The following is a 20,784-nucleotide window of genomic DNA, read 5'->3' on the forward strand; positions in this document are numbered from 1 at the left end:
ATGCATGCCAAATTCTCATATTTAAGACCAACTGCACAAAATAGGAATGAAATATAGGTTGTGGAATATCAGAATTTTAAGAATAATTTTATCAGTATATCAGATTTGGTAAAATGGGGTCTTTTTCATCTTTCCCAATTGGATCACCACCAATATTTTTATAAGCCTTTACCCTTACCGACGCTCCAATCATAATCGGATTTTGAGAGATATTTGTAAATTCATTATTTCTTATAGTAACCTCTGCAGACCCTTTAACGGCTATAGCGTGCTTGCCACCGCTAATGGTGTTCCCTTGCATAAGAATACGTTTGTGTAACCCTGATGTATTGGTGGTGGGAGCTTTTACGTGAAGAGCTATGGCCGATGCGCCATCCATGGTACCATCCTCTGGGCCTCCCAGGCCACAATTGATAAATTCATTATTTTCGATTACCACATCTTCCGACGCCGGTCCTTCTCCCCAATCTCCTTCGGTCCCAACGTGTATTGCTGTGCCCGTTGTGTTTTCAAAATGATTATCCTTAATCAGTACCTTTCGAGTTTTAACCAGTACCGAACGAGCCCGGTGAGACCTCACAATACAATTGACAAACTCCAATTTCGGAGTGGTTGATATATTGATAAGGTAGTAATCATCTGTTTTTTTTGGCAATTTCCCGTCATATTGAATGGTAACCTTGTCCTGTAATGGGTGGGGCCAAAAGCGCCTTACCTTAACATAACCGACCTCTTCAAGAGTGCTTTTTTTGACTATCGCCATAACATCATTATCCATAGGTTCATCCAAATAACTGCTATGGGTGTAGTTCTTGCGATCCACCGCAATGTCACATTGTTTTTTACTTGGATCATTGTTGAGTATATGGGTGTAATAGGTATGTACATTGGTGGCATCATCACCTTGTCCCCCAAACTCACAGTCATCGAAACGAATCAATCCTCGGTTTGTGGAAAAATGGGTGGCATCTGTATTTGTCGAGACATGACGACCTTTGGCTGGCACCACCTTCAAGCGGTTCATAGTTATGTTTTGGTTTAGATGGCCAACAATTCCCATACCGGCCTGTGAGTTGATAGTTACATCGTTCAGCACAATGTTTTTTGTTTTGTAGATTAGTATAGCGGGCCGGTAATGGAAACCAGAATATGTGATAAGTATATCTCCAATTTTCGCCTGATTTCGAATTCCATCACCATAAAATCTTATAGTATGTTTGTCGATCCATTCCATTCGTTTTTGATAAACACCCGCCCCTGAAAAAGATTTTTTTATTTTATCATAAATCATGATACGTAAAACAATTTGATTCTTTGCAAGGATTTCATCCTGTTGGAACTTTACATCAACAAAATCGTCTCCAAGTTTTATAATTTCCCCTTCATTGTTGGGGCGACGTTTATAGTCTATGGTTATACCATTGAGGATAATATTTTGCGCATTTCTAAAGGATAAAGGTTCCATCCAACCGTCACATATAAGATGAACATCTTTAGCTTGTATTTCAAGGTTATTAGCACCCAAGAGATCAAGTCCAATAACATATTCCTTATTGGGTACAAACAATTGATTTTGAGGGTTTTTTCCGAGTTTACCAGATAGGGCATCGTTTTGGATTTTGATAGCCAGGGAGTCGGAGATTAGATAGCGCCCGGGTGGGAAAAACAAAATTGATCCAGTTTTAGCTCTGGCTAAGGCAACAGCTGTTCTCAATGATTCCGTGTCATCTTTTCCGTCGTTGGGGAAAGCACCGTAATCGGAAACATTAAAGCGGGTTTTTTCGATAATCTCTCTATTCTCAACAAATCCGAAGCCGACGGACATAACAAGTAGCAAAAAGACTATTATAAGTGCCTGATTTTTAATATTCATTTCTTTGGATTTTTAATGGTTAAAAAGTAGTATTTGTTTCTCATAGAGGACAAGTTTCAGGAATTCTTTAGTTATTTCAAAATCCCTTCCTTCTTATGACAAGTTTTTGTTATATACAAAGTTACTTTTTTTTATTTTTCCTAATTTTTAGGAAGTTCCCTTTTGATTGAGCTTTACATAGTTTCACTTTGGGCTATTGAAGAAAATAAAGGAATGTTGGAAGAACAGAAGCTTAAAGCATTTAAAAAGGAAAAAGAATTGGAAGAAGCCAAAGCGGATCAATTGTTTACAGGTGCAGAAAATTGGAATAGGGCAGTAGTGACGGAGCGTTATATTAATGAAATGGAAAAGCAGACTATTATAAAAAACCAAATGAATCCAAATACTGAGAATTACCTTGCCTAGGCAAAAAAAATCTAAAATAGGTTGAATCCACTAAATGATAGAAATTGGTCAAAGCAGTAAAGTGGCAGCATCGTCATGTACAGTGCTTCCCAACTCCTTTTAGTTTTGAACAATTGGTAAAGTTATGTCCGGCAACACAACTGGACAAGGATTTGTTATTACCATAGAGATCGACTATTTCCTTCAGTGCTTATTATAAATGGTAATTTACAGTAATAATGCTGAGGCCTCGTCTAAGACTGAACTATCCCATTCTTTTAAATAAGCCTGTGTAACTGCCAAATTTTGATGTCTTATAGATTCAGTGATAACATCGGTAGCAACTCCTTTTTGCTTTAAGCAATTGGCATAACTATGTCTTGCGACGTAACTACTCAAAGGCTAGAACTACAATCTGGCAAACTAACTATAACTAATATTTAAATACGATTTAATAAACACTTGGACATATGGTTTTTTTATAATTTAATTCTTCGGTTCAATTAAACCTTAATTATTATATTCTTCTTGTACATATACCAAATAAGAATAAAAATCAATAGTGTATTTATTATGGAATATGCAAAAGATGCATTATAAGGGTTGAACACTGAAGTAAGAACCTCATTAAACATCCATTCCTTAGGGCTGATTTTACTCCCATTAAATGTAATAAATTGATTTCTGGTTACTAACTGACCAAAAATTCCTGCTACAAAATAAGCAGTCAAAGCATTGGTGCCAAAAGCGATAAAAGGCTTAATCCCTTTTTGAAATTTTTGAACATCCAAAAACCAAAAGGATGTGGCGAAACAAATAACAGCTATGCCGGATGTAAATAATACATAGGATGATGTCCACAATCTTTTAATCATTGGAAATTCATAGCTAAATGCCCAGCCTAGCATTAGAAATGTACATCCAATTATAAACATCCAAATTAGCTTTACTTCAGTTGCAATATCTTTCCTTACAAGCAAATGGCCATTGAGAACACCAAATAATCCAGAAGCTATTGCAGGAATCGTAGTGAAAATGCCTGTAGAATCATATTGCCCCTGTCCATGGCTACCTATATATCCTTCCAATATTAGTCTATCAAACCAAGCCGAAAAATTATTGATGGGATCCAAGTTTGACGGTCCAATACCGGGAACAGGAACATACATCATTACAATATAATACCCTATAAGAATTCCTCCAAACCAAATTATTTGGCTTTTTTTACTAGCATATAAAAATAGAATCGAACAAAATAGGTATACCAATGCTATTCGTTGAAGCACACCAGGAATTCTAATTTCGTTAAAATTAAAATTAGGCAATAAGTTAAGAAACAATCCAAGGGAAAATATAATACATGCTCTTTTTATAGTTTTCTTTAGTAGGAGTTTTTTGGTTGCCCCCTTGGTTAAAGCCTTTCCAAAGGCAAGTGTAATAGATACTCCAACAATAAACAAAAAGAAAGGAAATATTAAATCGGTAATGGTACACCCTTCCCATTTAGCATGCGATAATTGGTAATACTTTATTTGCCAACTCCCCGGATCATTTACCATGATCATTGCAGCAACTGTTACTCCTCTAAAAAAATCTAATGATGTTAGCCTCATATTTATTGTTCTGACACTGTGTTTGGTTTGACTATTACCACACTATGGGTATATTGTTTATTGTAAATCAACCCAATGAAAAAGACTTAAAACATTCCTTTTTTCATTTGTTTAAATGCATAATCACATGCTCTTGCCGTGAGTGCCATATACGTAAACGAAGGACTCATATACCCTGAAGAAGGCATACACGAACCATCGGTTACAAAAAGGTTGGGAACATCATGACATTGATTGTACTTATTGAGCACAGATGTTTTTGGATCATTCCCCATTCTCGCCGTTCCCATCTCATGTGTTGCATCGCCAACAATATGCGAACCTTCATGCACCTTTATATTCTTCGCTCCCATAACCTCCAACATTTCAGCAATTTGGGATTTCATGTCTTTTCTCATTTTCATTTCATTTTCCTTAAATTCAGCTGAAATATTCAATAAAGGAATTCCCCATTTATCTTTTTTAGTAGCATCCAATTCTACCTTATTTTCAAAATAGGGCAAGCACTCTCCATACGCACTAAGCTTCACTTCCCAAGGACCTGGCTTTGTTAATTTTTCTTTGAATTCATCCCCAATACCTATTTGTGCAGGGTTCACTCCCTGTCTAGCTGCCATGGCAGAAACGCCGTAACTTCTTAGGAAATCCATTTCCTGCTTCACTACATTTCGAAAGGTGGGAATCGCTAAATTGGATGGTCGATGTCCTTTATATATTTTATCTTCATACCCTTCCAGAATTCCTTCTCCCCCAATATTTTTATGGTGTCCCATTAAATAATGTCCAAGTACTCCGCTGGAGTTGGCAAGCCCGTTTGGAAAACGAGCCGATTTGGAGTTAAGTAGAATTCCTGTTGAAGCTAAAGTTGAGGCACAGAGAAAAATGACTCTGGCATAGTACTCATTGGTTTCTCCTGTATTTGCATCTATCACCTTTAATCCGATGGCCTTATTTTTTTCGGCATCATATATAACAGACGCTACTATGGCATTTGATTTAAAGGTGAGTTTACCTGTTTCATAAGCAGCAGGCAGGGTAGAACTATTACTACTAAAATAAGCTCCAAAGGGGCAACCTGTATGGCACATATCCCTTGATTGGCATTGGGACCTACCTTTAAATTGCCCTGGCTTTATTTTGGTTAAATGTGCCATTCTAGTTGGTGTCAACCTTCTATCCGGATAATGCGATTCTAGGCGTTCTTTAATTACCTTTTCAGCGGTATTCATTTCAAAGGCAGGAAGAAAATCCCCATCTGGGTAATGGGGTATATTTTCTTTAGTACCGCAGATCCCTATAAATCTTTGAACATAATCATACCATGGCTTTATATCTTTATATCGGATCGGCCAGTCTACTCCATGCCCATCCTTAAGGTTTGCTCCAAATTCAAGATCACTCATTCGAAATGTGCCCCTACCCCAAATTAAACTTCTCCCACCTGTCTGATAACCTCTAAACCACCTAAAGGGCTTATCCGGCGGATTCAAGTAAGGGTGTTCTTTGTCATTGACAAAAAAATGTTTGCTCGATGAATCAAAATTGTACTTTTTACTTTGTATGGGATACTGCTCTTTATCCTTAAGCGAATCATGGCCATGATACTTGTATTCCCAAGGAGCCTTATTGGTTGTTGAATAATCTTCAATATGTTTCACATCCCGTCCCCTTTCAAGAACAAGAGTTTCAAATCCTTTCTCTGTAAACTCTTTGGCGGCCCATCCTCCAGTCATTCCTGAGCCAACAACCAAAGCATCATATGTATTTTTCTCTTTCATAGCTGTTACATCCTGTTTCCTATAGTTATTTTATCCTCCTTTTTAAGTTCTATTTCCCCTTGATAGGGACCTGGTACCGGATTATAATTAAGATTGTTCAACGCCCCCTCTTTCGTAGAAAAGTAAGTCTTTATGGTCAACACCTTAAATGAATAATAAAAAGGCACCAAATCTCCATATTCCTTGCTCATAATATCTTCATCAACTTGTTTTAAATAATCATGCTGTTCCTTTTCGGTAAGATTTAAAAAACTTTTCCCTGTATTTGATTTACATGTTTCATCAAATTGTATCAATCCTTTTAAAAACTTTTGTTGAACGTCTTTTTCAAATACATCCTTGAGCAATAGATCTATAAAATAATTAACCTTTACATCCGATGCACTTGGAGTTGTTGTTCTAGGTATTATTGTATCTGAAATTGTTTTTATCAAATCATTTTGATAATCATTCAACACCAATAACTTGTTGGTTTCCGAAACTTCCTCCTGACAGCTTTGCAAGGCTGTCAAAAGTGTTGGTGCTAAAAAAGCCGATTTTAACAACCATGATATATTAACCAATGCTTCTCTTCTTTCCATGTCTGTTTTCTATTAGTTACATCTTTGCCTTTTTGTGGGTATTGGCCTTATAAAATTTCCCATGTTCCCTGTAATTTAAGTTTGTTGTGTTTTAGTGCCATATTTTTCGTAACTGCCTAAAAAAATTGCTACCCTTTTAATTATAGAATTTCACTTTAACCATGTAAGTAATTTGGATATTGTGAGTTGGCTTTCATTCGCATTAGTACTTATGACCATATTTTTTTCACCTCCTTTTTTCTTGTAAACTTCTAAAGGAAACTTAAGACTATTTTCAATGTTCAACATACTTGCCGGATGTCCGTCACCGGACATAGGATCAACTACCAGGACCTTACGCGGATACAACGAAGCCATTAAATCGGGCAAGTCATATTTTTCTATAGCGCCCGAAACGGTGTGCGGAATATAAGATGGGGCATACAGCTTTGTGGTAGCTATGTCTATATAACTAAGAAAAGGGTTGATCAGTGCGATTTTATCGATGTTGTTAGTGAAAGCAGCAGCATGAAGTAGTTCGCTACCTAGTGCGCCATTGGAAATGGCGGCAATGTTGGTGGCGTTTAATTCTTTTTCGGCAAAATGTAGGATTCTTAAAATATCTTCCGATCTAAGTCCTACAAAAGAATTAGCTGTTAGATTGGCAGCAAACCATTGGTTGTAAGAGACTTCTTTAATATAGGAATCCCCTTTTAAATAGCCAGGACCAAGCTCTCCGATTCCGGGTAAATCTGTTACCAAAACGGTGTACCCTTTGTCTAATATCCCGGAAACGATGCTGTCTTGTTGAACCGCGTGTTCTATTCCTTTTGTGTCAAAATACAGTACCACTTCATTTCTTATATTTTGTAGTGGTTTCAATAGGACTACAGGAAGCATGTATTCCCCGCTACCGGATACCAAATATTTTTCCAGTATACGGTTGCTTAGGTATCTTCCAGAAAAGATGACCTTTTTTAAATTGCTAGGTGCTTTAAACCCGGAGATTTGTTTCGCATCCGTTACAATTTTGTTGAGGTGTGCACTGTAATCGCTCCGTTTCTTTAATAGGGACGCTTCTTGTTTAGCAACCTTGGCTTTATTTAGTGAAAATATGGTTTCTTTATTAAAAGATGTATTTAGCTGACCGGTTTTGCTTATTTGAAGTTCTTTTACTGTGGGAACCTCAACTTCCATATCTACATTCGACCCTGGGTTATCCAACTCTTTCTGAAAAAAGGCATACATGGCTTCCCTGTTCTTTTTTGTTGATTGATGTATTGCATCATCTTCAATCATAGAAAGGTTTTGCGGTTTCCCTAAAGCGTCATACATAGTTTTGACCTCTTGAAAGGTTTCTCGTGTTCCCTGTATGCTGAAGAAATCGCGGGTGGTACTAATGATAAAGGTTGGTTTTGGGGCCCTTGCTTGAATGAAATCTGCATGGTCAAGTCCTTTGCCGACCATTTGATATAAATTTTGCTCGGCACATTGCGGGCCTCTTGATCGGTATAGGTATTCATAGCTTGTAATATAACATTCAGGCGCAGTGGCAAGGACCCTATCATCCAAAGCGCCTATATAGGCCGTTAGGTTGCCTCCACCAGACCTTCCGGTCATTCCCAGTCTATTGGGATCTACTTCTTTTCTAGTGAGGAGGTAATCGATGCCTCTAATAACGTCCCAAATAAAATAGCTTGCAGTAGAATACCCGGAAATTATACATTGTGCGCCGGCATATGAGTGCTCATGGTCAGGAATTGGTAAAATGGATTGGTTAATTTGTTCATCCCAATATTCGTAGCGTTCGCCTTGTCCCATGGGGTCAATTGTAAATACCACGAACCCTTTTTTAACCAAATTGATAATAATATGCTGGTATATTTCTACCCTGAACCCTTCCCGTGAATGTCCGCAAGCATAAAAAATGGTCGGAGCATTTTTTTTAACGCCATCTGGGATGTACAGGGCACCTGTGATAAAGTTATTTGGAACCGATTCGTAGATGATTTTTTCAATTCTAAATCCATCTTTTTTTAAAACATCGGTTATCTGGACATTTAAGGGTGTTTTTTCTGGAAATGGCCCAGCGGCCTCTAACAGTTTGTTTTTTACGGTAGTTTGCCTTTCTAGCCAGTCTTCGGCTGTCTTTAGGTTGTTGGTTTCACTTTTTGTCTGTTCTAGCTGATCATACGCAATAGCGCTAAAGTGTTTGTATAGGGAATTTTCAATATCCGAATACGATTTCCAGTACTCAAAAAAGCTTACATCTTCTTGCGCACTTAGCTGTTGTGTTAGAAAGCAGAAAAGAAATAAGAATTTGATAGCGTATTTCATGGTCCGTAACTTTAATTGCATTAAAAGATGGTTCAATAGTTGAAAGTGTTAGGTGAACTACAAACAATGGGCAGGAGGTCTAGGGGGTAACCTGTTCCCATACTATACTTGTTTACTCTATTTTTGGCGACCCGTGCCAAACACTGGATCCAAATGTAGTTAAGTATACCTTTTCCGTATTATTTTCATCAATAATTACACGGTGGCCCCAATGAAAATCGTAATCTTTGAGCTTATTCCATGTTTTTCCATAATCATTGCTCCTATACGCACCTTGATTAAAGGTGTTGCAATAAATCCGCCCCGGATGATAAGGATCAACGGTTACGTCATAGACATATTGATGTTCATCAAAAATTTGCTTCCAAGTACCCCCACCGTCTTCGGATACCAAGATACCTCCGTCCAAATCCATTAATTCATTTCCACCAGTGGCATTGGCAAGTGACCCCCCAATTAGATCACTTAAATGAATATCTGACCAAGAGCCTACATAAAGCCTATTTGGGTTTTGGGGATCAAAAGTGAGTCCGTTGGGAAACTGAACCTTATCACCAAGGTCTAGGGCTTTCCAGGAATTTCCGCCATCTATAGATTTGTACAGATTCCCCATAAATACCTCCCTGCCCGCTTTTTCGTTCTTATGTTGGGGTATGGGTGAGGTAATTAAAAACAAAGTTCCATCGTCTTGTATTGTGAGTTCAAAGGCAGCCAAACTGCCTTCTATACCGTTGTTATGTAGCTTCCAAGTTTTTCCATCATCAATAGATTTATAGACCCCTTTGCCATAGGCCGCTATATAAAGTGTTCTATTGTTTGCTGGAGAATTTTTGTCCAATACAATGGAAGTTGTTGGCGTGTTAGGGCCAAGACCTTCTATAGTGGGTTTCCAAGTTTTACCCCCATCAACTGAAACTGCTACCCCTCCTTTATAATATTTTTCTTTCCATTTTGGGCTTCTTGTCATTTTTCCTCTCGGAAAATCGTGTAATCCAGACCACACAGACCAAACTTTATCCTTTACTTCCGGGTCAAAAGCCATCCAATAACAAGTGTTCTGCCATTCAATAGGGATGCCCTTGGTGGATCTATACCAACTTTTTCCCCCATCGTATGAATGGTGGAATCCTATATCCGTAAAGCTTATTGCTATATGATCCTGATCAAATGGATCGAAATGGACACCATAACTTGTTGTAACATTAATACCTCGACTTGTAAAGCTTCCTTCTTTTTGCTTATTGCTATATATTTCGGTCCAAGTTTTACCTCCATCCACGGTTTTCATGGTGCGATACCAATCTGTAATTACAGCTACATCGGAATTGATAGGGGAAACGCCTACATCTATTAAAAGAATGAATTCTCCCCCGAAAGCTTCTTGAACCCATGCATCACTTAAGTTAGGTGCATCTTTTCCGTCCCTTACACCGTATTGTCCAATACCGCCACCTCCTTTCCATACCCAATTCCATGATTTACCTTTATCTTCAGACTTTAAAGTGCCATACCAGTGGGATAATCCATTGTCTTGTTTCTTCTCCTTATAGGACAAAGTAACCGCATAGACATTTTCGGCGTCGTTTTCGGAAGCGGATATACTTTTATAAGTTGGGGCTATAGATTGTGAATTGTTAAAGGTTGGATCTTGGTTTAGTTCCCAAGTAAGGCCTAGGTCATTGCTTGTCCATAAAGAAGTCTTGGCTACTGCATCTGGTCTACTGTCACTACCTGCATTGTTTTGTAAAGCATAGAAAATAAAATCTCCACTGTTTTTTATGTTGCCTCCAGTATAGGAAAAGGCCGGTTTCATTTCATTTGGGATTGGATAGGTGGTATGTTTCCAAGTACCTTTATCTATTTTAATGACGCTATTTGTTGTAAAAACATATACCGTATCCTTCAGATATTGCGCATTTGTGTATATGAATTTAATGTCATCATCCAGTGCTATCCTAGTCCAGTTTTCACCTTTATCCGTTGAATAGTAAAAAGCCTTGTTAATACTGAAATAAATATGGCCAGCATCTTTGGGGTCTGCTTTGATATTTTTTATTCGTATTCCTTTTCCACTATTGGCGTATAAGGAATTTTCTTTTGCTTTTATTGAATAATTGGCATGATCCCCAACAAAAATTTCCTCAATAATATCCTCTTTCTTTGGGAATATCATTTCCCATGTTTGTCCTCCATTTTCTGACCTATTTAAAGAGGATGCCCCAATATAGACCGTGTTCTCATCCAATGGATCATAGGCAAATGAAGAAGAACCATTTGGATAATTTATTTGTGAATAAGATTCTCCCCCATCCTTGGTTAAATAAGAGCCTGTCATATCACATCGTATAAGAAAATCGTCCGTACTCGAATATGAAAATGTAGGCATAAAAGTTGAACCTCCACCGCCGGGTCCCATATGGGTCCAGTTTTCAGAAGTCTCATTTCTTATGGTTTTATTTTTATCAACAGTAGAATCTATGCATGATATGAATACTGATTGTAATAAAAAAATACATGCTATTTTATGAATAAATCTCATATTTCTATTTTTATCTTATTTTAATTCGTCCTCTAAATAAATTGCGTTAGACGGCCAATTTCTATTTGTTGTTGAAATGGCCAATGTTTTTGTTGATAATAAAAACTAACGTTCAAACTAAAATGTGCATTAGGACTATTCAATAACAACGGATTTACCTATGAGAATAAAGGTTGGTTATATGAATAGCCAACCTATATTCAACAAACAACTAACTATAACAAACAATACTAAACTATTCCTTATTTTAAGACTGCACATTGGCCGCTATTTTCTGTTGTGGAACTGGAAAATCAACTCCCTACTCCACCAGTGTCCCCCCCTGTATATTCGAACGTAATGGTCATTTTTTATGCTTTATAATACAATACCATATTTTAAAGCGGTTTATTTTTGAGGAACCTCCAATACCATAATTTGACTTAGGGATTCGCCTTCGCCCATCACAATATACCTACCGTCTTCCGAAGATGTAACAGTCTCTATATTAAAGGACCTCCAACTAATTCCCTGTTCAATGCCTGGTGCTACCATTGTAAATTTGGGGTTTCCAAAATCATAAAACCCAAAATCTGAATCGTACCTGAATAAATGGGCGTAACCCGGTGTGCCACCAGCAACGCCATATAATTTGCCATTTCTTCCAAAACTTAGGCCCTTTAAGCGATTCAAGGTAATTGGCTTACCTAGATTTTTTACCACACCTGTAACAGGATTCAACGTAAACAATTGTCCATCGCCGGAATTGCCTCCATAAAGAATACCCTCTTTGTCTTTTGCCCAAGAATCAACCCTCCCAAGTATGTTTCTTTTCCATACCACTGGCAACGTATCATCAAGTATCCTTAAAGTTTCGGTACTTGGATCGAAGGAGAATAGTTTGTTCATGGGGGCGCTGCCATAAATTTTCCCGTCATTGCCTTGTATTAAGCTTCTGGACAGATAGTCTTGAGGGCGTAGGTCATACGTTTTGTATTCGGTAAGATCAGATTCAGAAGGAATAATGCCCTCAAATATTTTGGTCTTACCACTTTCGGTATCATACACAAAGAAATGCCCCTTTGGATAACTGATTCCATAAATTTGTGTTCCAGCCGTATCACCGACCAAGGTAAATATGCCTTCACCCTTTACGGGAACACCAAGGTCTATTATTTTTAATGCGCCGTTTGAATTAATTGAGATTTGGAATAGATGGCCCCCGTTTGTATTATTTTCCTTTGAATTGGACATACTTCCGCAATACAGTAATCCATCCTTGCCTATACCAAAACCCGATTGAATACTTTCCTGGCCTGGTATTAAGCTACCCAGATCCTTAAAATCTACAGGTTCCCTTTGACTTAACGATGCAGAAAATAGGAAGGGGGAAAGTCCTTCATTGGCGGTTGTACCTCCAATTATATAATCTCCGTATACATGAAGGGATGTAATGGAATTTCTATAAATAGGCAGTCTTTTTAAGTCGGTATTTTCTAAGGAAAGCTCTATGGCAAAGCCATCCGGTCTTTTGTTTACTTGTGAGCGTATATGTAAGAAACAAAAGAGGCACAATGCCAATAATGATACTCTTATTTTATTTTTCATTTAATAACGTATTTAGTATTTAAGATCCCTTGCAGGATTAAATTTGATCATAAAGGGAGTAGAGTTATGGTTATCGCCCTTTCTGCCGGCAAAGTATATATTGCCATCTTCATCGATCACATTGGCACCAGTGGCTTCATGTACTACCGAAGTAGGGTACTGGATCAATACTTTCCGTTCCCGTGTCTTAGGGTCAAATTCAATAAACAGCGTACTATTTTTAACAGCTTCAATGCCATGGCCACCTACAAAATAATAGAGCTTTCCGTTTTTGCCCATCGCTAGGTTTGGAACATAATAGTTCCATTTTTCCTTTCCTTTAGCATCGTAGACCCCACCTAAATCCTCCACTTTACCGAACCCGGTTTTTTGGGGGTGATAGGCTAATATTTTTCCGCCATAGGTTATTAAATAAACAATGTTGTTGGCAGTATCCTTTGCATAGGCAGTAATCCCCGTTATTATGGAATAGCCGGGTGTTCCGGGAAAGGAAGGCAGGCTTTCCTTCGCAAAAATGAGCTTTTCCTCGCTCTTCTCATATTTCACAAGCCGTTGCCTCCAATCTACATAGTAACAATTGCCCCAAGTATCGGTAAACAATACCCTAGGGACATGTCCCGACCCCAATCTGCCCAAATCCTTTAAATCGTTCTTATTTGCGTCATAGATGAGAAAATGAACTTGCGGAAAAGTGGTACCGTACAAATTCCCTGTTTCCATATCAATATCCAGGTCTTTGGTACTTTCATATTGCAAGCCCGTACCCAAATTGGTCAGTTTATTATCGGCTGGATTCCATTTCATAAAATAGCCGCCTACATAGCCAAGGGGACCATCCATAAAATACAAATGCCTATAATCCCCTCCATCTGTAGAGAAATAAACAGTGCCTTCTTTATCAAATACTATTTTTGAATGAATTTTTCCCTGCCATTGAAACGGCCTTAAATTGGCCATATCTGCAATAAACCCGTTCAATTTCATTTCGTTGCGGGCAATATCATATTCATAGAGGCCAACTTTATTCAAATGATTGGTTACACCTATGTACACTTTGTTATATACGGGATTGTAACCAATATCTCCCCATGTTGAGTGGGCTTCTGGAAATTCAGGGTAACTGATAAACTCAGGATTGTTTTTTATTTGAGTTGATCGTTTTTGTCCATAGGCATCAAAAGCAACTACAAGCAAGAGAAATAAAAATATTGCTTTCTGGTAGATGCTTGTGTATTCAAAATAAACAAACAATAATCCTTTTTTTCTTTTTTTCGTCATTTCCATTTTTTTAAACAAAAAATCAATTTATTTCTACGTTTCAAGTCTTTCTTGCATGCCGTTATTTATAAGTTAAAAACCAAGGCTTGTCTTATAGCTGCCAAACTATTTTCTAGCCTATGATTTATACCTTGTCATTGACAAATTTTTAATCCATATAGATTATATGCCCCATTGATGCCTTCGTTATATTAGCTATAACCAAAGGGTCTCCATGGCCTTTTTTTCTGATGTTTCCGTTAGTAGCCCCTGTTCGATTGAAACAATAAGGATAATGGACAAGCTTGTTTGGTTCCATTATTTATATTGTGTTCCGAAAATTGGTGAGAGACTTTTCTTGCTCTATCTTAACAAACATAGCCCTGCTGCATCCCATTTGGATAATTAGCCAAAAAAAACATTAAAAAGGTTTTAATCCTGGCATATTTGGGTGCAATAAAACAACCTTCAATAGGTCTTATTGCCAAGGGATTTAAATCCTAAAAGTTTAAAATCCGATGTACAATTTCTTGCGAAACCTAACACAATTGTTCCACTCACTTGAAAAATTGTCCATGTACTAAGAAGAGTGTACATCGGATTATTATATTTCTATTTTTTAATTCTTATCCCACCACAGAGGCGTGGTTATTAAATCTGGGCCACCTAACAAATTGATAGCCTCATCGACAGCTTCGCCGTTCGACTGCTTTTCGTATAAGAGAAAAGGAACCCTTCTAATCCATTGGGTGGTTGGATCGGTAATTTCAATATTATCAGAATTAGCTACAGGATATAAAGGCAGTCCCCGGCTACGTCTGTATTCAGCCCATGCCTCTACACCATCGGGAAATAGAGCAATCCATTTTTGCATAAATATTTGCTGGAACTGAATGTCCTCATCGGTAGTATCGAACTTAACCGGTATATCACCTATAGGAGGTGATTGTAGAAAATCGTTTGGAGCTGCAGGAGTAGCGTTGCTGTTAATATATGATTCTATGACCGAAGCGTCCGTAACACCCCATTGCATTAATGAATTTTCGATTCCTTTTTCATACAATTCTTCGGGGGATCCTCCCATTTCCCATCCAAGTAAAGCACCTTCAGCCCTTAGAAAGTAAGCTTCGGCTGAAGACATTACATTCAATGGTGTAGAATAAAAATCATCTATGCCTCCTGAAGCCGGAGATGTCCAACGAGGGCCAACATGTGAATTTGAGTGGGCACTATTCATTTCATCCGACAATTGTTCCACACTTAATCCATTTCTTAGGCCTTCATATTCACCGGTATTAACCGATGGTAAAAAATACTCAGGAGTTCTTGGGTCATCATATCCTACCAAAGCAGATTCCATTGCAGCACTCATTCTGAATTCATTCCATTCAGACATTTGTGAAATCGGATTTATGTCAATGGTATTTTGCTGAATTAGTGCATCATCCTCTGGACTACTTTCAAGAACAGTGTTGGAAAAGGCTTCCTCCCCCTGAACTTTTGCCAATTCTGGATTGGTTTTGGAGATTCTTATTGCCAGTCTCAGTCTCAAGGTATTGGCAAACTTAATCCACTTATTAATATCCCCTTCATACATTAAGTCATAGGATCCAAAGGGTTTCAGGTCGCTTGGCAAAGCCTTTAACGCCCCTTCAGCCCTATCCAGTCTTTCAAAAAAGTCATTATAAATACTTTCTTGGCTGTCATATGGAATTGAGGTACTTGCCTCACCAGCTTTTGAATAGGGTATAGGCCCCCAGTAGTCAGTAACCCTATGAAACGAATAAACCCACCATATTTCAGCAAGTGCATGTTCAGCTGAGTTTTCTTCGGAATTATCCAAAATAGTCTGTAACTGTGGCATAACATCTACATATATTGGGTTAAATGCATTCCTAAGCCAATCCATCCTTATTACCAACCTATCCGTTGGGAAATAGGAAGTTACGTTGGAAAAATATTGTGCGTACTGAGCTGAAAATAAATTTTCAGGAGTTTGTCCTCCAATAGGCACCCCAGTAAGCGCTTTTGAGAATAGAAAAGGCAACTCGGATGGGCCTACTGTGGCAATTGAGTTTACGTCCGTATTAATTTCAGTATAATCATCGGTGCAAGCGGTATGTATTATAATACTAACCGTAACCAAAAGGCACATTCTTAATTTTATTGTTATCTCTTTCATGATTATTCTTTTAAAATATTAGATTAAGATTAAAACCAAAACTCTGTGTTGATGGAATCGCACCATATTCGGTTCCATCCGCATATTTACCCATGTCAGGGTCAAACCACATCTTGCGTTTCCCTAATCCTGGAATATCCAATATAGAGCTGCCTCGATATATCCAAAATAAATTACGAGCTATAAGTGAAAATCTTGCTTTTTTTATAAATAAATTAGATGGCAACGGTATGTCATACCCTAATGATACTTCCCTTAGTCTAACGTTAGAGGCATCATAAGCAAAAAATTCTCCAACCCCTGAGCGTTTACCGGATACAGTTTGCCAAAATTGCTGGGAAGAAATGGTTGTTGAAACGGGATTCCCATTCAAATCAACACCTCCTAGATTCCATCCTCCCTCTCTGTATTTTGCAGTTGCTTCGGTTATACCGCTGAAAGACAGGTTCTGTTCGGTATTTGAAACCATTACCCCTCCAAACTTACCGTCAACCAACATCCTCAAAGAAAAATCCTTGTATTTGAATGTGTTGGTTATCCCAAATATTTTATCTGGATTTGCGTTTCCTATTACTTCTGGATCGAGACCGGATTGACTGGTAATAAAAGGGAGTCCGTCATCGGTAACGATATAGTTGCCATTATCATCCCTTTGCCATTGATCCGCTATTAAATCATTATAGCTACCACCAATTTTTGCTTGAGGAACAGCTCCAAAATTACCAAAGCTTCCCAAGTAAATAGTATCAAGATCATCTGTTAAACTGATTACCTTGCTCCCGTTGAATGAAAAATTCAGATCAACTTCCCAACTGAAATCTTCAGAAAATATTGGAAAGCCGTTTAGTACCATTTCCAAACCTTCATTCTGAATATCCCCCGCATTAATATATCTTTGGGAATAGCCTGTAGCAACAGGAAGTGAAATCCTAATGAGTTGATTGATCGCGTTGCTCTTATAGTAGGCAAGAGAAATTCCAGCCCTGCTATTAAAGAATCTCGACTGTAATCCAGCTTCCCAGTTTTTTACAATCTCAGGTTTTAAATCTGGAAAAGGAAGAACATTGCTTCTACTCAAGTACCCATTACCTGCTCCTTGACTGTAATTATAGGAGGAAGAAAGCAGTCCAAACTGCCCACCATTACCAACCTCGGCATAGGTAACATAAGTTTTTAGGAATGATATGGATTCAGGTAGTTCTATCAAGTCGGATAAGACCCCTGAAAGTCCTGTAGAATAATATTGGAATGAGTGTGGAGCCGGAAGACGTGAATCCCAATCGTTTCTAAAACTGCCATTTAGAGTTATGGCATTATCTTTAAATGATAAATTGAGATCTCCAAAAACAGACTGAGTTTGTATTTGGGTTAATGTGGAATTAAACTGAGGATTGGTAGCAAAATTTAAACTGAATTTATTGGCTACATTTAAACCATCGGCTATATCATTTTTTACACCAAATTGTCTGTCTTGATATATGGCCCCAACAGAATAATCAACACTAAAATTTTTGCTTAATTTATTATTCCCTTGTAAGATTAAATCGAACCATTTTTGAATACCGGAAATACCTGATTCTCGATAATACCCGCCCTTATTTCTGGCGAATAAAACTGTTCCAACATTGGTCATTTGTTTTTCTTCCTCAAAGGACTTTGCCAAATTGGCTCTTCCTGTTACACTTAACCAATCGGTTACATCCAATTTAGCAGATATAAATCCCGATAGTTGATCTTTCTTCCCTTCAAGGATATCCCTATTTACGATCCAATATGGATTTTGATAGTTAGAGGCCAATGTTGATGGCCAGGGAGTAGGCATGTAAACACCAACATTATCCAATGCCTGATAGTTTCTGGCATCAGCATCACTAACATTTCTAGGTATTTGATAAATATTCATAACAGGCGTATTATTCGCCTCACCTGCTCTGGTTTTATTGTCAATGATCTGGGTTAGATAACTTACTTTTGAATCTAGCGTAATTTTATTTCCAATTTTATTTGATATCCTGAAATTAAAATTATGACTCGTCAAATTATTGGATGGAATAATACCCTGGACATCTTTTTTGGTGTAAGACAAAAATGTTTGTGCTTTTTCCAAGCCACCAGAAACGCTTATGGAATTCGTGGAACTAATTCCATTATTAAAGAAGTCTTCTATATTATTGGGTTGAGCCGAATATTGTCTTGATTCACCCAAATAGTTTACGTATTCCTGACCTTCCATTTTAGCTCCCCAACTTTCTCCGGAAGCCGGATTTAAGAGACCGGCACTTCCTTGGCCATAAATATTTTGAACCATGGGTAATGCAAAAGGTGATTCAACAACAACGCTCGAATTTACATTTACGGACACATCGCCCCCCCTTGTCCCTTTCTTTGTGGTTATTATTATAGCTCCATTTCCAGCTTGACTACCATACAAAACACCTGCGGAAGCTCCGGGAAGGACACTTACCGACTCAATATCATCTGGATTAATGTTGGAAGTTGAATTGTTGTCGATGTTTGGAACCCCATCGACCACTATCAACGCGGAGTTGCTACCTGCAAGGGAACGGGAACCTCGGAGTATAATTTCGGAATCACTACCTACACCCCCTGCACTTTGTGTAATTTGTGCGTTGGCAATCTTGCCCTGAAAAGAGTTTATGAGATTATTTGGATCCCTAACACCGGTTAATTCAGAAGATTCAACACTTTGCGTGGTATAAGTTAGTGACTTTTTCTGTCTCCTTATCCCTAAGGCGGTAACGACCACCTCCTCCAAGCCTGAGGTAGTTTCTACTAAATTTATGGTAATGGTGGATTGCCCGCCAAGATTAACTTCTTTGGTTGCAAATCCAAGATAGGACACCACTAAAACGGCATTTTCATTGGCTACTGACATGGAAAAATTACCGTCAAAATCGGTGAGTGTACCATTGGTCGTCCCCTTTTCGATAATATTGGCACCTGGTAAAGGTTGTCCATCATCATCCAAAACAGATCCTGACACAGTGAAAGTCTGTATTTCCTCACTGGTGGACTCGGTAGCAATAATTACGATTTTATTGCCCTTAATATTTAACTCGAAATCTTTACCGGAAAAACAGGTTTCCAATAATTTATTGGCACGGATTATGCCTTTTTTAAGTTGTACTTTAGGCGTATCCTTAAATAGGTTTTCTTCATATATGAACGTGTATTCTGTTTGATTTCTTAATAAGTCGAATACCGCATCAATGGATACTACCTGATCCTTGTCAATATGAATTTTAGTATTCTGTGAGAAAATATCACTCGAAGTAAATCCAAAGGCAGTGGAACAAAGCAAAAATATGAATGTTCTCATAATGAACTTTAGTAGCTCTTTCCGCTGACGGAAAATAGTGTTAGTAAATTTAATTTTCATAAATTTGAGTATTAGTTGGTTAATATTATTAATCAATTGATGCAAAGAGGGGACAAAAGCACAGTACTGTCCAGGTATAAACTTTGTTCCCTTTCTTTATTTAATAGTAATCTTTTTGTTCTTTATTTCATAGGCATTTACGGAATTAGTAGTTAAGATACTGTTTAATATTTCTTCGATAGCTTCTTCTTTCTTCAATACGCCATTAAATTTCACGTATTTAAGCTCAGGTGTTGAAAACTCTATATCTACGTCATACCAGCGTGATAGGACCATGGCAATTTCTTGTAACGACTTGCTTTTAAAACTAAAAAGCCCCCTTCTCCATGCAATCTCTTGGCCTACATTTGTGGGGTTGATTATTATAGTATTATTCTTGAGGTCTAAATTGGATTGCTGATTGGGTTTTAGTACCTGAGTAGTTGTAGCAGTACTTACAGATACCATGCCCTCTACCAGGGTGGTATATATATTGGTTTCGTCTTTATAGGCTTTGACATTAAACTCGGTGCCCAGTACCTCTATCTCTTGGGATGCGTTTAAAACCTTAAATGATGCTCCTTTATGCTCCGTACTTGGAGATACCTCAAAATAGGCTTCACCATAGATTAATTCTACAATTCTAGTGGTTCCCTCTGCAAAGGCAACGGGATACTTTAACTGACTATCGGAGTTAAGCCAAACCAATGTTCCATCTGCCAATTTTATGTGAAATTGCCCCCCTCGTGGAATGGTTAGGTAATTGTATGCTATCTCAGTGGTTATTTTATTGGAGGAGTCATATACCAATTCCTCCCCATTGCTTTTTATATTTTCAGTTTGTATTGTTTTTCCTTTTTCCAAATCAATACTTGTACCATCTTCTAAAGTAAGGATGGCCTTGTCCGTTCCTGTTTGGATAATATTTACAACCTCTACCGCTGTCTTTGTTTTAGGGTCTAAAGTATCCGATCCACTATTGATTATTTCATTTTTGAAAAGATATCCAATGCCCAGAACCATAAGTATTACGGCAGCGTATTTTACAAAATTCCTGAATTTACGCATTTTAGCCGCTCTTTTTTCCCGCTCGATAAATTGTAGCAACTGTATCTTAGAATCATCCGTGCCAAATTTTTTCACATTCAAATCTATTACATGGTTGATTTTCACGTACTTTATAAACTCCTCCTTATTGGAAGGGTCTTCAATCCATTTGGAAAGCTGATCCAATTCAGAAAGGGAAGCTTGTCTTGTAAAGTATTTTACGATTAGATTTTGGATCATTATTGACA

12 protein-coding genes are annotated in these 20,784 nt (G+C 37.8%); 1 reads left to right on the forward strand and 11 read right to left on the reverse strand.

Features of this window, described 5'->3' with window-relative positions:
• Positions 1–91: 91 nt before the first annotated feature.
• Positions 92–1,873, reverse strand: coding sequence for a right-handed parallel beta-helix repeat-containing protein (locus C7972_RS00090; protein ID WP_110354186.1), 1,782 nt, complete (start codon positions 1,871–1,873; stop codon positions 92–94).
• A 162-nt stretch (positions 1,874–2,035) separates the two neighbouring features.
• On the opposite strand from C7972_RS00090, the gene C7972_RS00095 reads away from it, so the two are divergent.
• Positions 2,036–2,278 (forward strand): hypothetical protein, encoded by a 243-nt coding sequence (locus C7972_RS00095; protein WP_110354187.1) that lies wholly within the window; start codon positions 2,036–2,038, stop codon positions 2,276–2,278.
• Positions 2,279–2,760: 482 nt separating this feature from the next.
• Here the strand turns inward: C7972_RS00095 and C7972_RS00100 are convergent, their stop codons facing one another.
• The 10 genes from C7972_RS00100 to C7972_RS00145 form a co-directional block, all read right to left on the reverse strand.
• Entirely contained in the window at positions 2,761–3,870 is a 1,110-nt protein-coding gene (locus C7972_RS00100; RefSeq protein ID WP_110354188.1) for an acyltransferase family protein, read from the reverse strand.
• Positions 3,871–3,956: 86 nt separating this feature from the next.
• Positions 3,957–5,648, reverse strand: coding sequence for a GMC oxidoreductase (locus C7972_RS00105; protein WP_110354189.1), 1,692 nt, complete (start codon positions 5,646–5,648; stop codon positions 3,957–3,959).
• A 5-nt stretch (positions 5,649–5,653) separates the two neighbouring features.
• Positions 5,654–6,229, reverse strand: a complete 576-nt coding sequence (locus tag C7972_RS00110) for a gluconate 2-dehydrogenase subunit 3 family protein (protein WP_110354190.1) — start codon at positions 6,227–6,229, stop codon at positions 5,654–5,656.
• A 150-nt stretch (positions 6,230–6,379) separates the two neighbouring features.
• Positions 6,380–8,545, reverse strand: coding sequence for an acetylxylan esterase (locus C7972_RS00115; RefSeq protein WP_181422781.1), 2,166 nt, complete (start codon positions 8,543–8,545; stop codon positions 6,380–6,382).
• A gap of 112 nt (positions 8,546–8,657) precedes the next feature.
• Positions 8,658–11,084, reverse strand: coding sequence for a hypothetical protein (locus tag C7972_RS00120; RefSeq protein ID WP_110354192.1), 2,427 nt, complete (start codon positions 11,082–11,084; stop codon positions 8,658–8,660).
• Between the two features lie 387 nt (positions 11,085–11,471).
• On the reverse strand, positions 11,472–12,671 hold the full coding sequence (locus tag C7972_RS00125; protein ID WP_110354193.1) for a PQQ-binding-like beta-propeller repeat protein: 1,200 nt from the start codon (positions 12,669–12,671) through the stop codon (positions 11,472–11,474).
• 12 nt (positions 12,672–12,683) lie between these two features.
• Positions 12,684–13,949 (reverse strand): hypothetical protein, encoded by a 1,266-nt coding sequence (locus tag C7972_RS00130; RefSeq protein WP_220020837.1) that lies wholly within the window; start codon positions 13,947–13,949, stop codon positions 12,684–12,686.
• Between the two features lie 598 nt (positions 13,950–14,547).
• Positions 14,548–16,110, reverse strand: a complete 1,563-nt coding sequence (locus tag C7972_RS00135) for a SusD/RagB family nutrient-binding outer membrane lipoprotein (protein ID WP_110354194.1) — start codon at positions 16,108–16,110, stop codon at positions 14,548–14,550.
• Positions 16,111–16,120: 10 nt separating this feature from the next.
• A complete protein-coding gene (locus C7972_RS00140) occupies positions 16,121–19,450 on the reverse strand; it encodes a SusC/RagA family TonB-linked outer membrane protein (RefSeq protein ID WP_181422782.1) in 3,330 nt (1,109 codons plus the stop codon).
• Between the two features lie 156 nt (positions 19,451–19,606).
• Positions 19,607–20,776: a FecR family protein gene (locus C7972_RS00145; protein ID WP_110354196.1), complete on the reverse strand. Its 1,170-nt coding sequence runs from the start codon at positions 20,774–20,776 to the stop codon at positions 19,607–19,609.
• Between the last annotated feature and the right edge of the window lie 8 nt (positions 20,777–20,784).

It is taken from the genome of Arenibacter sp. ARW7G5Y1 (assembly GCF_003201775.1).
In the GTDB taxonomy this organism is placed as follows: domain Bacteria; phylum Bacteroidota; class Bacteroidia; order Flavobacteriales; family Flavobacteriaceae; genus Arenibacter.